The sequence below is a fragment of the Moraxella sp. CTOTU46711 genome, from assembly GCF_031975715.1.
Taxonomy (GTDB): Bacteria; Pseudomonadota; Gammaproteobacteria; order Pseudomonadales; family Moraxellaceae; genus Faucicola.
In genome coordinates this window covers 145,673-162,212 of record NZ_DALYMP010000001.1, presented here as the reverse complement: position 1 = coordinate 162,212, position 16,540 = coordinate 145,673, and the positions used below count along the sequence as shown (strand labels likewise).

The 16,540-nt window shown below is 43.6% G+C and carries 12 protein-coding genes and 1 tRNA gene; 6 read left to right on the top strand and 7 right to left on the bottom strand.

What is annotated here, in order from left to right; all coding sequences use genetic code 11:
* Positions 1-227 precede the first annotated feature (227 nt).
* The 5 genes from RTJ53_RS00775 (at position 228) to RTJ53_RS00755 (ending at position 5,967) form a co-directional block, all read left to right on the top strand.
* Entirely contained in the window at positions 228-1,484 is a 1,257-nt protein-coding gene (locus tag RTJ53_RS00775) for a two-component system sensor histidine kinase NtrB (RefSeq protein WP_312275417.1), read from the top strand.
* 108 nt (positions 1,485-1,592) lie between these two features.
* Positions 1,593-3,371, top strand: a complete 1,779-nt coding sequence (locus RTJ53_RS00770) for a sigma 54-interacting transcriptional regulator (RefSeq protein ID WP_312275416.1) — start codon at positions 1,593-1,595, stop codon at positions 3,369-3,371.
* Positions 3,368-4,366 carry a serine/threonine protein kinase gene (locus RTJ53_RS00765; RefSeq protein ID WP_312275415.1) on the top strand — a complete coding sequence of 333 codons (999 nt, stop codon included), beginning with the start codon at positions 3,368-3,370 and terminating at the stop codon, positions 4,364-4,366. The genes RTJ53_RS00770 and RTJ53_RS00765 overlap by 4 nt, the downstream gene beginning before the upstream one ends.
* 111 nt (positions 4,367-4,477) lie before the next feature.
* Positions 4,478-4,562, top strand: a tRNA-Leu gene (locus RTJ53_RS00760).
* Positions 4,563-4,815: 253 nt separating this feature from the next.
* Positions 4,816-5,967 (top strand): AAA family ATPase, encoded by a 1,152-nt coding sequence (locus tag RTJ53_RS00755; protein ID WP_312275414.1) that lies wholly within the window; start codon positions 4,816-4,818, stop codon positions 5,965-5,967.
* A gap of 113 nt (positions 5,968-6,080) precedes the next feature.
* Here the strand turns inward: RTJ53_RS00755 and clpA are convergent, their stop codons facing one another.
* The 6 genes from clpA to proB form a co-directional block, all read right to left on the bottom strand.
* Positions 6,081-8,540, bottom strand: coding sequence for an ATP-dependent Clp protease ATP-binding subunit ClpA (gene clpA / locus RTJ53_RS00750; RefSeq protein WP_312275413.1), 2,460 nt, complete (start codon positions 8,538-8,540; stop codon positions 6,081-6,083).
* A 393-nt stretch (positions 8,541-8,933) separates the two neighbouring features.
* Positions 8,934-9,407, bottom strand: a complete 474-nt coding sequence (locus RTJ53_RS00745; RefSeq protein WP_312275412.1) for an ATP-dependent Clp protease adaptor ClpS — start codon at positions 9,405-9,407, stop codon at positions 8,934-8,936.
* A gap of 42 nt (positions 9,408-9,449) precedes the next feature.
* On the bottom strand, positions 9,450-10,310 hold the full coding sequence (locus tag RTJ53_RS00740; protein ID WP_312275411.1) for a hypothetical protein: 861 nt from the start codon (positions 10,308-10,310) through the stop codon (positions 9,450-9,452).
* A gap of 289 nt (positions 10,311-10,599) precedes the next feature.
* Positions 10,600-11,667, bottom strand: coding sequence for an N-acetyl-gamma-glutamyl-phosphate reductase (argC, locus tag RTJ53_RS00735; RefSeq protein WP_312275410.1), 1,068 nt, complete (start codon positions 11,665-11,667; stop codon positions 10,600-10,602).
* A 21-nt stretch (positions 11,668-11,688) separates the two neighbouring features.
* A complete protein-coding gene (gene hemE, locus RTJ53_RS00730; RefSeq protein ID WP_312275409.1) occupies positions 11,689-12,798 on the bottom strand; it encodes a uroporphyrinogen decarboxylase in 1,110 nt (369 codons plus the stop codon).
* An 86-nt stretch (positions 12,799-12,884) separates the two neighbouring features.
* The gene (gene proB / locus RTJ53_RS00725; protein ID WP_312275408.1) at positions 12,885-14,033 is read right to left on the bottom strand and encodes a glutamate 5-kinase; all 1,149 of its coding nucleotides are present in this window, start codon (positions 14,031-14,033) and stop codon (positions 12,885-12,887) included.
* A gap of 300 nt (positions 14,034-14,333) precedes the next feature.
* Between proB and RTJ53_RS00720 the strand changes: the two genes are divergently transcribed.
* Positions 14,334-15,215 (top strand): DegV family protein, encoded by an 882-nt coding sequence (locus RTJ53_RS00720; protein ID WP_312275407.1) that lies wholly within the window; start codon positions 14,334-14,336, stop codon positions 15,213-15,215.
* A 74-nt stretch (positions 15,216-15,289) separates the two neighbouring features.
* On the opposite strand, the gene obgE is transcribed toward RTJ53_RS00720, so the two are convergent.
* Entirely contained in the window at positions 15,290-16,510 is a 1,221-nt protein-coding gene (gene obgE, locus RTJ53_RS00715; RefSeq protein WP_050325079.1) for a GTPase ObgE, read from the bottom strand.
* Between the last annotated feature and the right edge of the window lie 30 nt (positions 16,511-16,540).

Genomic DNA, 16,540 nt, shown 5'->3' with positions numbered 1-16,540 from the left:
CTTTTTTTAGCAATTACGTTTTAACTTTTGCACTATTTTGGTTCAAAATATATCATACTACAATCAACCTGTTGCTATAAATGAGTGATTTTTTAATATCAAATGAATGATTTGCTCCTCATCGTTCCATTATTTATCTGTTGTGAAAATAATCCAGAAATTATTCAATAGTTTGTTGGCATTTAAATTGCACTTTAACCATTGCTCAAATTTGTGGTAGTTATCCAATGACCCATCCTACTTTTTTACATAGTCTCGAATCCAACCAGAACCTGTTTGAGGACATGTTCAACAACCTATTATCGGGGTTAATTATCGCTGACAGCAACTATGAGTGCGTCTATATCAACGCGACGGCTGAGCAGATTTTGTCAGTAAGCCAGCAGCATTTACTTCATAAAAATGTTATCGATATTTTAACCCCCGCAAACTATGAAAAATTACTAACGCAAACATCAGAGCAATCGCATACGGATGATGACCCGATAACCCATAAAAAAACCAAAGCGCAGGCCAAATTGGCGCTGCAAAACCAATTTGAACATACAAAAAAAATGTACCAAGCCTTCATCCATCATGATTGCACCATTTTAGGGCTAAGCGCCCAAGGGATTGGTGCACCATTATTGGTCGACTATGGAGTTTCCCCATTAGAAACCGAGGCGGGTTTTTTCTATTTGATTGAAATTTGGGCAAAAGATCGCGAAAGTCGTATTCAACAAGAACAGTATCAAAATCACCAACATTTGATAACCCGTCAAATGATTCGCAGTATGGCACACGAAGTCAAAACCCCGTTAGCTGGCATCCTTGGGGCAAGCCAACTGCTTGAGAAGAATTTTAATCAAATCATGAAGTCTGATGGGATTGTCCGCTATATTAACGACACCAAGGCGCAAAAGGTCGCCAATTATCTCAGTATCATCATGGATGAGACCAGACGACTCAATAACTTGGTGACCCAATTGCTGGGCGCGCCAAATTTGCCCAACTGGCAAGTAATCAACGTACATGAGCCACTGCAGCATGTACTAACATTGGCAGAAATACAAAACCCCAATATTAGTCTAGTCAGAGACTTTGATTTATCGTTGCCAGAAATCACCGCTGATAAAGACCAGCTGGTACAAGTATTTATGAATATCGTCAACAATGCGATACAAGCGCTCAATGAAAACGACATTGTGTCGCCTAGCATCACGGTAAAGACTCGTATTCAGCACCAACAAACTATTGGCGATATACGACATAAAAGCGTCTTGCGCGTCGATTTTATTGATAATGGCTTGGGTATTGATAGTGAGTTGTTGCCGCAAATTTTTTATCCTTTGGTCACAGGACGCGCTAATGGTACAGGGTTGGGACTGGCACTTGCTCATGACATTATTCAGCGCCATCAAGGACAAATCAGTGTGACCTCTCAGCCAGGTGAAACCCTGTTTACGATTTTTTTACCTTGGCAAATTCGACAAATAACCAAATGACCAATTGATAGTTTAACCTTGATACACCACAGCATCATGACTGATCGGCTATGAATTTTTCAATCAATAATGTTTAAACCAATACAGTTTCCCATATAGGGTTTTTATATGACTTATACCAATAATAAAACGCCAATCACCGAGCCTATTGTTTGGGTCATCGATGACGACCAAGCACTACGTATGATTTTAGAAGATACGCTGACAGATAGTGGGTTTCAAGTGCAAACCTTTGGCAATGCGCAATCAGCGTGGCGGCTACTACAAGATAGTGGGCAAGACAGCCAACCAAAGAGTGACAATAGTGCCCCCTTGCCAAGCGTCATCGTCACCGATATTCGAATGCCGATGATGAACGGATTGGACTTTAGCAGTAAAATCAAACAAGCCTTTGCACAAATTCCTGTCATCATCATGACCGCGCATGCCGATGTGCAGTCTGCGGTGGATAGCTATCAATCAGGCGCATTTGATTACTTACCCAAGCCGTTTGAGTTGGATGATGCCATTGCCATGGTGAAAAAAGCTTGCCTGCAAAGCCAGTCAAACCAAACACAAAAGCGCAGTAAGCCTGAAAACCACAATGACTCTCTGATTCGTGATGCACAGCAGCCGCCAACTGAACCCGTGGCAGCCGAGCCAGAAAAAGCCACCACCAACCCATCGGGCATCATCGGGCAATCGATTGCCATGCAAAAAGTATTTCGTGCGATTGGTCGCTTGTCGCATATGCCGATGACAGTCCTCATCACCGGCGAATCGGGTACAGGTAAAGAGCTGATTGCCAGTGCCTTACACGAACATTCACCACGCAAATCCAAACCATTTATCGCGCTCAATATGGCGGCGATTCCGCATGATTTGATTGAAGCTGAACTATTTGGTCATGAAAAAGGAGCGTTTACGGGTGCCACTACCACGCGCCAAGGGCGTTTTGAGCAGGCGCATGGCGGCACTTTATTTTTGGATGAAATCGGCGATATGCCTTTACCGACCCAGACGCGTTTGCTACGCGTCTTGGCAAATGGTGAGTTTTACCGTGTAGGTGGTCTCAAACCCATTAAAGTCGATGTACGTATCATCGCAGCAACCCATCAAAACTTAGAAACCCTTGTGCAGCAAGGCAAGTTTCGTGAAGATTTGTTTTATCGGCTCAATGTCATTCGACTGGCGCTACCTTCCCTACGTGAGCGCCGCGAAGACATTCCGCTGTTAATCGATTTTTTTATGCAAAACATTGCCAAAAGCATGCATACCTCGAACAAAACCATCACGCCATCTGCCATGCATATTTTGCAAAGCTATCATTGGCAAGGTAACGTGCGTCAACTTGAAAATACCTGCCGCTGGCTCAGTGTCATGACAACAGGACAAACCATTCAGCCCAGTGATTTGCCACCCGAGATTTTACAAGCGTTTGAATCGCAAGATAGCACGCCTATAACTACACGTGAGCCCAAGACACATAAGACACATAACTATCAGCCCGAAACTCAGTTTGAGGCACCTGCTAGCGAACATCCGTCATCTTTGCCAGCTCCCAGTGATAGCCCCAGTGCTAGTTCTAATCTAAGTGCCCATTCGAGTGAGCTGCCAACGCCTTTGCCTGCTACGACAGTCGTACCGACCTTGCACGCACCACAAACTGTCGCAACCGCAGATTGGATCACGCCGCTGCAAGTTTGGGCACAGCAAGCACTGGCTGAAGGACAGTATGACATATTGCAAACCGCTTATCCGATGTTTGAGAAATGTTTGCTTGAAGTGGCACTCGCCCATACTGCTCAGCATAAAGGACAAGCGGCTGACCTACTCGGTTGGGGGCGCAATACCGTGACTCGAAAATACCAACAGTTGATTGAAGGTAGACCCGTTAAGCCATCATGATTGAGACAAGGTCAACTCACCCAGCACTGGTTATCATAAAAAATGGCTGTCAGTCGGTCGTTACTGACTTACAGCCACTATCAGCTTCAAATCCACTCAATCATACCGAGCTTTGGTACGGGGTATGGCATTCAACTCACTCCCCGCCTACGGCCGTTGTCGTTAAACAATTACTACCTCACTTTAGCGCAACCAATCTCGCCCATTTTGAGCAAGAAATTAACGCCCTTCACCATTGCCAAAGTTTAGCGATTGATAGCACCCATGCGACAAGCGGTATTCCCACGCTGTATGCTTCAAACCTTCTAACTGATACCCTGATCTTTAACCAACAGCAGCCGCAGCAACCTGTTAGTCCCTGTCTGGTCATGTCCTATCATTCAGGCGAGACGTTAAAATCTTTGCTGTATGCGCATGCTAAATTGCCCATACTTAATCTTCAGCAAAAAATGACCATTTTTTTACATAGTTGCCAAGTGGTCAACCGTTTACATCAATGTGGGCTGATGCATTTGGATCTCAAACCCGCCAACTTTATTGTAAAACCCAATCTTGAGGTGGTATTAATTGATTTTGGTCTAAGTGATTTTAGTTTTAGTGGTATTGGTTTTAACAATATTGCTCTTACTGATACTAGGGCAAAAAATGACTCTCTCAACTGCAAAACTTACACCGCTGGTACGCCTGCTTATATGAGTCCTGAGCAATTCACAGGACAGCCTGTTGACAAGTTTAGCGACTACTATAGCTTGGGGGTGATATGGTACGAATTATTGACAGGATGTCTGCCTTTTATGGCAAATGATTATCCTGGTTGGGCAATCGCGCATTGCCAACAGCCCGTGCCTTTTTTATGCCCAAATCATCAGTTATCAGAATTTGCTTGCCAAGCTTGCCAGCCTTTTATTGACAAGCTGCTGGCAAAACGCGTGGAAAACCGTATTAATGACTTATCGAATATTATTAATGCGCTAAAAATTTTACTTAACCAATAAAAAAATGCGATTTTTTTAAAAAACCCCTTGCCAAAGCGAAATTTTTCTATATAATAGCCAACCACAAAGACACTGATACAAATATTGAGTCAACACTTTGAGGCAACTCATGGGGCTGTGGCGAAATTGGTAGACGCACTGGATTTAGGTTCCAGCGCCGCGAGGTGTAAGAGTTCGAGTCTCTTCAGCCCCACCACTCAAATCGGTATTAGTTAAATTAACCTGCCTCTCGCAGGTTTTTTTATGCCTAAAATTCCTGTCTATCTTATCTTACCACTGCTTACTGTTAGCCAGTATGTTGCTTACTATGCTGCTAAAAATTTTTTAACTGATTGCCAACTAGCTAATTTTTAACTTGCATCTAGTATTAACTGCCCCATCTCTATAGTTAGCTTGTTTACTGCTAACTATGTTAATTTTTCTACTGCCTTTTATAAGCCTATATTCCTATGAAAATTTTACAATCGCCCTATTATCAACCGCGAAAGCTGCTCAGCGCCTCCTCTGAGCCGCCCTATACTGTTCAACTCATTGAAGACAACATCCAATACGCTAGCAAATATAACCCTTTTGAGTCGCTACTCGATGATATTTTTCCTGGGGTACATGTTGGCAACCATGACATGGTGATTCGCAAAGAGCAGCTTAAAGATTTTGAACGTTGCACCGATTTTACCACCGTCGCCTATTCGCATAAAAATAATACCTTATATGAACGTGAAGCTTGTTATTTTCATCCCAAATATGAAGTGTTCATGCTCACCAATGAAGATTTGTCCAATGACTATGACGAATACATCTTTGAATCAGGTCTGTTAAAAGTCGTCAGTATTTACTATATTTCGACCAATCCGCATTCGGCAGCGAGTGTCAAAAACGTGTTTGATGAATACTTGCAAAAGTATGTGTCGCAAGAGGCTAAAGTATCGATTTTACTTAAAGAAGTCCATGGTTTTGTGTTTAAAACCCATCGTATCAGGCCATTTCCCATCAATTTGGATACCATGTATCACGAGGATTTTCTGCCAGTGCATCAGCATATCAAAGAATCGCTCAATCATGATGGTAAAGGCGTGGTACTGTTGCATGGCGTGGCGGGCTCAGGTAAAACTAACTATATCAAATGGCTAACCAGCCAAGTACCTAATAAAAAATTCATCTTTGTACCCACTACCATGATTGGGTATTTGACTAACCCTGAATTTATGTCACTATTGGTGGATAACAAAAACTCGGTATTAGTGCTTGAAGACTGTGAAAATTACATTGCCGAGCGTAGCATTGATAACGCCAATACCGATGTGGTATCGGCGATTTTGAACATTGCTGATGGTATGCTGTCGGATGTGTTGGAGTGCCAGTTTATCTGTACCTTTAACTCAGATATCTCGAAAATTGACCCCGCGCTACTACGTAAAGGTCGATTGATAGCTGAGTATAAATTCAAAGAACTGTCTGTTGAAAAATCCAACGCGTTTTTGGCATCGATTGATAAAGCTATCACCGTCAATAAACCGCACTCGTTGGCAGAATTAACTAACATGGATCATCTGTCCTATCGAGAGAAACAAGCAGAAAAACCCAAATTTGGTTTTGTGTAATTATTAAGCCTAATTATTAATTACAGTCATTAAACATCATTAGTAGGCATAAAAAAAAGGAGCACAATTGGCTCCTTTTTTTATACTAGACATTACTAAACCTAGACCTAGACCTAGACATTATCGATTTGCTTTTCATCAATGGGCACAAGCTCAATTGCTGTTTTATCGGCATTCATACGAATCGACACCGTACCGCCATTCACCAAATCACCAAATAATATTTGCTCTGCCAATGGTTTTTTGATTTCATCTTGAATCAAGCGGTTCATTGGACGTGCCCCCATAAGACGATCGTAACCTTTTTCTGCCAGATAGTTTCTGACCTCATCATCAATTTCAAGCACCACTTTCTTGTCATCGAGCTGGGCTTGCAGCTCAACCAAGAATTTATCAACCACGGATACAATGACATTTTGATCCAATGGGTTAAATTGAATGATGGCATCCAAACGATTGCGAAACTCTGGGGTAAACATCCGTTTCATCGCCTCACTATTGTCGCGGCTATGGTCTTGTTTGGTAAAGCCCATGCTGTTGCGACTGATGCTATCAGCACCGACATTGGTGGTCATGATTAGTATCACTTGTTTAAAGCTTGATGTGCGGCCGTTATTGTCGGTGAGCGAGCCATGATCCATCACTTGGAGCAGCAAGTTAAATACATCAGGATGGGCTTTTTCAATCTCATCTAGCAATAGTACACAATGCGGGAATTGATTGATTTTTTCGGTTAATAAACCACCCTGATCAAAGCCCACATAGCCTGGCGGTGCCCCAATCAAGCGGGACGCTGTATGTGCTTCCATATACTCAGACATATCAAAACGAACCAGTTCAATGCCTAACAAATTCGCTAACTGACGACTGACTTCAGTTTTACCGACACCAGTAGGACCGGCAAACATAAACGAACCAATCGGTTTATCATCTGGTTTTAAGCCTGCACGTGACAACTTAATGGCATCTGCCAAGTTTTTGATGGCTTCATCTTGACCAAACACCAGATGTTTTAGGTTACTTTCAAGATTTTGTAGCACCGATTTGTCATCCGTTGAGACTGATTTTGGCGGGATGCGCGCAATTTTTGAGATAATGTATTCAATTTGTGGGACATCAATCACCACCTCGCCATCTTGTTGTGCCGCATCAATCACTTTATTATCTGCTTCGCTTAACATAGCTTCAGGCTCGACAACACCATCTGCTGCATGGCTAACATCCAAATCATCGACAAGTGCGTCTTCATCCACCACAGGCTGATTTGATAGCTTGTCATTTGCGACGGCATCAGTAGATTGATTGTTGCCCACACTAGATTCAACATGATTTTCGGCTTGTTTTTGCAGGCGAACAAATGCACCTGCTTCATCAATCACATCAATGGCTTTGTCAGGCAAAAAGCGTTCGTGAATGTGTTTTACCGCCAGATGCACGGCACTTTGTAGTGCCTGATCGGTATAGCTGACGTTATGGAATTTCTCATATTGTTTTTTCAGACCGCGCAGAATATCAATCGTTTCATCAATGGATGGCTCGTTGACATCAACTTTTTGGAAACGACGACTTAAGGCATGGTCTTTTTCAAACACTTGGCGGTATTCGGTAAAGGTAGTTGAACCGATACAACGCAGCTCACCGGATGCCAAAGCAGGTTTGATTAAATTTGACACATCCATATTGCTGCTCATCGATGAGCCTGCGCCAATAATCATATGGATTTCATCAATAAATAAAATCGCATTGGGCTTGGCTTTTAACGCATCTAATAGCGCTTTCATACGTTTTTCAAAATCGCCGCGGTATTTTGTACCGGCAATCAGCGCACCAATATCTAAACTATATACCACACAGCCTGATAATGGTTTTGGTGCTTTGTCATTGACAATCAGCCATGCCAAGCCTTCAGCAATCGACGTTTTACCCACCCCTGGGTCACCCACCAGTAGCGGATTATTTTTGCGGCGACGGCATAAAATCTGCGCGGTACGCTCGATTTCTGCTTGGCGACCAATTAACGGATCGGTGCCACCCGTAGAGGCTTTTTGATTGAGATTAATGGTAAATTCAGTCAATGGGTCTTTATTGGCTTTTTCACCCGTTTCTTCAGTTTCCACGCTCGTCAATTTGTCGCGCACTTTTTTGTCTTGACCATGCGATAGGTACTGGGTCAACTCAAGTCGCGTCACCCCTTGTTTTTTAAGCAGGTACACCGCGTAGGTGTCATGCTCTGAGAACATCGACACTAGCAAATCTGAGCCTTCTACCAAACGGCTGCTGGCAACCGATTGCACATGAAAAATCGCACGCTGCAAGATACGGTCAAAACTGCGCGTTGGTTGTGGCGAGTAATCTTCGTTGATATCGACCGTTGGGGTATGTTCATCAATATACTGGGTCAAATCTTTGCCAAGCTGATCCACATTGACTGCACAAGCCACCAAGGCTTCTACCGCATTTTCATTTTCTAGCAGTGCCAATAGCAAATGCTCGACCGTTAAATATTCATGTGCACGTTGTTTTGCGAGTGTCACTACCAACCGCAACGTGCTTTGTAATTCTAAACTTAACATAAGATGTCCTTAATACTTGTCACCGACGGTTTTTGATTTTACCCTACTTGAAAAATCATGCGTTATCTAATTGATTGGTTTGACGTCGTTATTGCTGTTGATGGTTATTTGCGTTGATGTTTTCTCAAGTTTCATTTGCCGTCACCTCAGCACCAAATATCCTGTTGATATCTGGGTAGTAATGCTAAGTTCGGTTAAAAGGAAGTAAAAATGAAAGATGACAAAATGGGAAAAATCAAAATCATTACGTTTAATATAATGACATTGCTAATAAATTCAAGTGATAAAACGTAGTTAATGGCGGGTTTTAAAATGGCAAAAAATTCAATGATGAATAAAAAATAGAAAGGAGGTGCCACCAAAAATAAAACTGGGTTAATTAGCAAACTGCCACTAACCTTGGGGTTCGATTTGACTCAGTAACGGATAGCCTGCCTGACGCGCTTCACGGTTGACCGTTTGGGCTTTGGTTTCTGCGATGTCTTTAGGGTATATACCGGCAATCCCTTTGCCTTGGTGATGAATGGCAAGCATAATACTGATAGCCGAATCTAGCGTATGTTTAAAATGATTTTGTAAAACATCCACCACAAATTCCATCGGCGTATAGTCATCGTTATACATGACCACGGCATACATCTGTGGTTTTTTAAGTTCAGGGTCGGCCAATAGCACATCTTCAACGGGGTCGGTATTTGGCTCGCCTTCTATGTCGGTCAAACGGGCTGGCAATGAATTTGGTGATTGGCTAGGTGGCTGTTTAGGGGACTGTGTTGGCAACCATGCTGGTAGGTGCCAATCCATATTCGTGGTGGTTGGCTGTGATACGACCGATTGACGAGAAAAATTAAGCGTTTGAAGCATCATTAATTGAACATTTACCTAAGATTAGATTAAACATTGATTATACTACTTTACAGCAGTCGTTGCGGCAGGTTTTTGCGTATTGGCTGTGCTTGCCACTGGCGTGCTATCGGTCGAACTCACAGGTCGTTTATCCGCTTCAGGCGTTTCTTCAAGCGTATATGGCATGTTATCAATCGGCTGACCGAGTTGCCAGTCATACACTTGCTCAGTTTTTTGGTTGCCGGCGGTTAATTCAAGTTTCACTTGTTTGGGTACAAAGTTTTTGGGCATTAAAAAACGCCCGCGAATTCTTGCAATCCCATGAATCGAGTAACTATTGGGTTGCAATGGGACTTCGACCATATTAACTTCATCGAGCAAGGTCAATTTTGGTATCAGATTTTTTGGTTGATTTGACGGATCAACCATACCGACATCAAAGCGGTATTCATAGGCATTTTCTGGCAACGGTGCGATTTTTGCCCCGATGACTTGTAAACTCATACCACCTTTTTTGGCAAGCGAGGTGGTTAAGAATTGCTGACCTTGTTCAAGCTGTAAGTTGGTGACTTTTAAATCTTGAATATCGGTACGCAGTGCTGATAGGTTCGCCAAGCTGATATCACGCTCTTGCTGCGCGGTGGTTAATTGGCTTTGCAAAGCATCAGATTTTAGCTTTAATGATTTGATGTTTTCTGCTGAGATTTCAAGACCTGCGGCGGTTTTTTTCGCTTCTTCAGCGGCAAAGCTTAAGCCGCGATGATAACCAATGCGTTGACCTAACACCAGTGCAATGATGGCAACTAACAACAAACTAACCCCAAACGCAATCAACCACCCAGATATTTTGTTGGGTTGGGTAATATAATTGCGTTGTGCTTCTGGCAAAGATTGAGAAGAGTTATTATCTTCGGGCAAATCCATAGAGATACTCAAATTGAAAAACGATCAAAACATGGATAATCACAGTACTGATGATAGCTCAAAAAGAGTTGATGAATATGACATCCATTAAAGCGAATCCCATTATAAACAAAAATTATGATGAATTCAGCTAAATTTATTGACTGAAAAAATAATAAAGTTAACCCATTTCATCATAGCGTCATATTTTTTTGGCTAAAAAAAATAAAGCAATGCTTGTTATGGCATTAATATTTCTAAATAGGCTGACCATAAATAGCTTAAGAAAACCACTTATTAAAGAAATAACTTAAGGCACGACGGCAACCAACGCCAATCCTGTTTGCTCTGCAAGCCCAAACATCACGTTCATATTTTGCACGGCTTGTCCTGCCGCACCTTTGACCAAATTATCTTGTACCACCAAAATTGTCGCCATTGGGCTATTTTCTAGTGTTTGCACCGCAATTCTTAAATAGTTGCTACCTCGTACACTACGCGTATCTGGGTACATCCCTTTTGGCATGACGTCTACAAAATATTCGTTTTGATAGCTGGTTTCATACAAAGATTGTAAATCTAACGCTTGACCTGCCGCCGTCAACCGAACATGAATCGTGGTAAACATACCGCGAATCATGGGTACTAAATGGGGTACAAAGCGGATATCATGCGGCTGAAAGCGCTTGCTTTGACCCAATATTTGGTCAATCCCTTGGGTAATCTCTGGAGCGTGACGATGACCTGCCACGCCATAGGCGCTAAAACTATCCGAGGTCTCGCTAAATAATAAATTCATTTTGGCTTGGCGACCCGCACCTGAGACGCCTGATTTGGCATCAATAACAATCCAAGGCTCAATCAATGCCTGCTGCTGGCTGTTTTGGGCATCGATTAGCGGTTTTAACCCCAAAATCGCCGTGGTGGGATAACAACCTGGGTTGCCAATGACCTTGGCTTTGGCAATGGCATCACGATTGACTTCAGGTAACCCATACACAGCGTCTTTTAAAATATCGGGGCAAGCATGCTCAAGTTTATACCAAGTTTCAAAATCTTGTAGCGACTGCAAACGAAAATCTGCCGCCAAATCGATGACTTTAGTGCCATTTTCGGTTAAAAATCTGGCATGCTTCATTGCGACGCCATGGGGAGTAGCAAAGAATACCACATCACATGCTGCTAATTTTTTTTCATCCACATCCGAAAACGTTAAATCGGTCACGCCCCGCAAACTTGGAAACATATCATCGACGCGCCTGCCCGCTTCTGAGCGCGATGTCAGCATCGTCACTTGTGCCTGTGGATGACGACTCAATAGTCGAATTAGCTCTACGCCAGTGTAGCCTGTGCCACCGACAATACCTACTTTGATCATGGTCGTCTCCTGATATTATTATTAAAGTTTGTATTCATGCACCGCATCAATAAAAGCTTTGGCATGGTCAGGATTAACCCATTGGTTAATGCCATGACCTAAGTTTGCTATATAGCCTGTTTTGTCACCGAGGCTATAGGCGTCCTGTAACATCAAATGCGTCTGCTGGCGAATATGCTCAGGCGATGCAAATAATGTCGCGGGGTCAAGATTACCTTGCAGCGCGATGCCTGTATGCAGCTTTTTGTGCAATTTGGTCAATGCTTTTTGCTGTTCAAAGACGATGCTGCGGGCTCTATCTAATGGCATTGTCCAATCAAGCCCTAGCGCGTCCGCGCCACTATGGCATTGGGTATCCAACCATAATCCGCCACCTTTGGTAAACAGTACCACAGGTACTTCTGGGTATTTTGCTTTGATCGCCGCGACAATTTTAGTGTTGTAATGGTGCGAGAATTCAACAAACTGGCGATGCGCCAATGCCCCGCCCCAACTATCAAAAATTTGTACTAACTGCGCCCCTGCTGCTATTTGCGCTAGCAGATAATCAATCACGGCATCGGTGATTTTAGCGAGCAGCGCATGCAAGGTGTCAGGTTCGCCATACAACATGGCTTTGGCATAGCGGTATTCTTTAGAACTACCGCCTTCAATCATATAGGTCGCCAGCGTCCACGGACTACCTGAGAAGCCAAATAATGGCGCGCGACCTGCCAGCGCATGACGAATACTGGTCACCGCTTTCATCACATAGTCAAGTGCATCTGCCATCGCAACGGTTGGCAAGGCTTCAACCTCTGCCATGCTTCTGACAGTTTTGTGAAATTTGGGACCTTCTCCTGCTTCAAAATACAGACCCAAACCGAGTGCATCAGGAATGGTTAAAATATCACTAAACAAAATCGCCGCATCCAACTCAAAACGGCGAAATGGCTGAATGGTGACTTCCGTCGCCAAATCAGTATTTTTGCATAGCGATAGAAAGTCACCGGCTTGGGCACGGGTTTGTTTATACTCAGGCAAATATCGACCGGCTTGTCGCATCATCCACACAGGCGTTACATCCACAGGTTCAAAACGCATGGCTCTTAAAATACGGTCATTTTTTAACATCGGAAAATTATGGATCATGTCATTGCCTTTAAAAATAATCTTGGGTAAAAATACTATTGAATCAGTCTAAAAGTAGTTAAATTTCAATCAAAAATTGTCGAAAATTATACGATAATCGCCATATTATCACGATGTACCATCACGTGGCGTTCCTCATTTTTACCCAAAATCGCTTCGATATCGCTATTGCGTTTGCGAGCAATGCGCTTAGCTTCACTTGATGAGAAATCCACCTGACCGACTGCGATACGCACCCCTGTTTTATCAACACACTCCACCACATCGCCCTCATCAAAATCACCTTGCACTTCAATCACCCCGACAGGCAATAAGCTTTTGTTATTTTTAATGATGGCATCTACTGCGCCATCGTCAATCACCAAGCGACCTGCCATACGCAGATGAGCGGCTAACCATTGTTTTTTGGCAATGCGTTTATCATCGTCATTAGTAGTGAGCATCGTACCTAAGGATTCTCCTTTGACCACGCGATTAATCACGTTATCGATGCTGCCGCTGACAATCACGGTGGGACAACCACCCATTGCCGCAAGCCTTGCTGCACGAATTTTGGTAATCATCCCGCCACGACCCAATTTGCCGCCATCTCCCGCCACGTCAAACAAATAATCTGCCATTGCCCGTTCGCTCTTAATCAACTTCGCATCCGGGTTGGTGCGAGGATTATCGGTGAATACGCCTTGCTGGTCGGTCAATATAATGTATAAATCAGCTTTGACCATGGCTGCCACCATCGCACCTAGACTGTCATTATCACCAAATTTGATTTCATCGACACTGACAGTGTCATTTTCGTTAATGACAGGCAGCACGCGCCATTCAAGTAGCTGATTTAACGTACTGGCGGTATTGAGATAACGATTCCGATTGGCAAGATCGTCATGTGTCAGCAGTAACTGCGCGCTTTGTACACCATACTGAATCAACGCCGACCACCAAGTTTCAATCAAGCCCATCTGCCCAATGGCGGCGCAGGCTTGCAAGGCTTGTAGTTTTTTGGGGCGTTCTTCCAAATTCATCCGCACCACCCCTTCCGCCACTGCCCCTGAGGACACCAGCAATACTTGGTAACCTTCATTATGCAGCTTGGCAATTTGCTTCGCCCATTCATAAATTGCGGTGCGATCCAAGCCTTTACCATTATTGGTCAGTAGCGATGAGCCAATTTTTACCACAATGGTGTTGGACTTAAGGGCTTTTTTAGTTGAGCTAGGTGAGGCGTTGGCAGTCATAAGCGGTCAAGTGCAATTTTTTAATCAAATGAAATGCCATAATGGCTTGGCTGAGCATTGTAACAATTTTTACTGGCTTTATAAATGCTAATTCGATGCCGGTAGCCGTTAAATATCACATGTTTTTATCATACGCATTTTTATCCCAATCAAATAGCAACCATTGAAAAAACAAATTGAAATTGTCAACTAAAAAATATCGACTTGAGGTTTTCTCAATTTAGATGAGGATAACTTGCCATCAACTTTGCTTTTATATAAATTTGCTCATCTTCATGTGCTACTGGGTTTATCAAATTTATGAAAAGAGCTGTTGTCACCACCTCCTCATCTTGTCTTGAAGCCCTTGGATTGTCGCAAGGCATGGACATTCTGCGCTTACACGTAAACATCAATAACGTTGATTTTATCGATGGTAAAAATATCACCAGTGAGCGCCTAGCAACCATCATGAAAACCAACCTCAAATCGGTGGCGAGGACATTTCCGCCATCCATCCATGAGATGCATCTATTATTTAATGATTTGATTGCTCGCGGGGTCACTGAGGTATTTGTTTGCGGTATCTCGTCCAAATTTAGCCAAACTTTGCCCATGCTAGAAGAACTCAAAGTACATTATGCCAATCGTCTGCACATCTTTGTGTATGACACCAAAACACTTAATATTGCTGAAGGGGCGCTGGCGTACGAGGCAAAAGTGTTGATTGAGCAAGGTGAATCGTTTGAAAACGTGGCAAAAAAACTTGACGATTTGCGACATCGCAGTGAGTTTTTATTTACCCTCAGCGACTTGGACTATATTATTCGCAACAAAAAATTGTCCGCCCCTGCCGCCTTTGTCGCCAACTTATTTGATATCAAACCGATTATGCAAATTAATCAAATTGGCGAGATTGTCGCGGTAGAAAAAGTGCGTAAGCTTGAAAAAACCCTGACTACCATGGGAAAAACCGTCGAAAAATTTGCCGCAAATCAACCAGCGTTTATCTATTTGACAGATACGGGGCATCATGAAAGCACCGAGTATCTTAAATATTTATTGGCGACCCATTTTGGTTGGCATGATTTACCTGTCATTCGCGTGTCGACCATTTCGCTTGCCAATCATGGCTTGATGGGAACAGGCATTGGGGTGTTTTATGGTGAATTACCCCACATTGTCAAAGCATTAAAAAAATGACCCGTCCTTATCTAAATTCAGCTAATAAAAAAGGTTAGCCTGCGCTAACCTTTTTAAAGCTATTTCAATCACCGCTAAGGTGCGTAGACCACTTCCACGCCATCATCGTCATCGTAGTCGTCGTCATCAAAATCATCTTCATCCAATGCGCGACCTTCACGCTCAGCTTTACGTTTGGCACGATACGCTTCTTTTTGCTCTTCCGTATTGGCGCGCACTTCCGCTTCCAGTCGTTCAAAACGCAACCGCTGACTTTCAGCAAAGTCAGGATCGGTTTCTTCCATCTCGCGCTCTTGTTCGATTTCGTTCATCAAATGCCAAACCACGGCATCAACCCCTTCCCCTGTGAGCGTGGAGGTACGAAAAACCATCCCTGTCCAACCAAGCTCTGCCACGATGTGGGTACAAAGTTGGTTTAATGCCTCTTCAGGTACTTGGTCGATTTTGTTTAAAATCAAAATCTGTGGCAATTTTGACAGCTCTGGCGAAAATTTTTCTAACTCATTAAAAATCACTTGGGCGTTTGCCACAGGGTCGCTACCATCAATGGGCTGTACATCGACAAGATGCAATAATCGACGGGTACGAGCGACGTGTTTTAAAAAGCGAATACCCAGTCCTGCCCCTTCAGATGCCCCTTCAATCAGCCCTGGAATATCTGCCATGACAAATGAACGGTGTTTGCCCACATCCACGACACCTAGATTCGGTACCAGGGTGGTAAACGGATAATTGGCCACTTTGGGTTTGGCAGCAGAGACTTGACGAATAAAGGTGGATTTACCCGCGTTTGGCAGACCAATAAGACCGACGTCAGCCACCACTTTTAGCTCAAACTTCAAGACTTTTAATTCGCCTGGGAAACCTGGGGTCGCCCGTCTTGGTGCTTGATTGGTGGAGGTTTTAAAATGGGTATTACCTTGCCCGCCGTCACCGCCTTTGGCAATCCTCGCTGTCTGCCCTTTTTTGGTCAAGTCCGCTAAGACCTCACCTGTTTCGGTATCAACCACGGTGGTACCGATGGGCACAGATAGATAGATATCATCCGCCCCACGACCTGAACAGTTTTTAGCCCCGCCATTTTCGCCGCGCTTGGCATCATAGCGACGCGTAAACCGGTAATCGACGAGGGTGTTGGTGTTGTCGTCGCAAACCACGTACACATCCCCGCCTTTGCCGCCATCCCCGCCATCGGGGCCACCTTTGGGCACGTATTTTTCTCGGCGAAAACTGACGATACCATTGCCGCCGTCGCCTGCTTTGACTGTTACGATTGCTTCATCGATAAAACGCATTGAAGACTTTCCTTAAATTCTTGAATAACC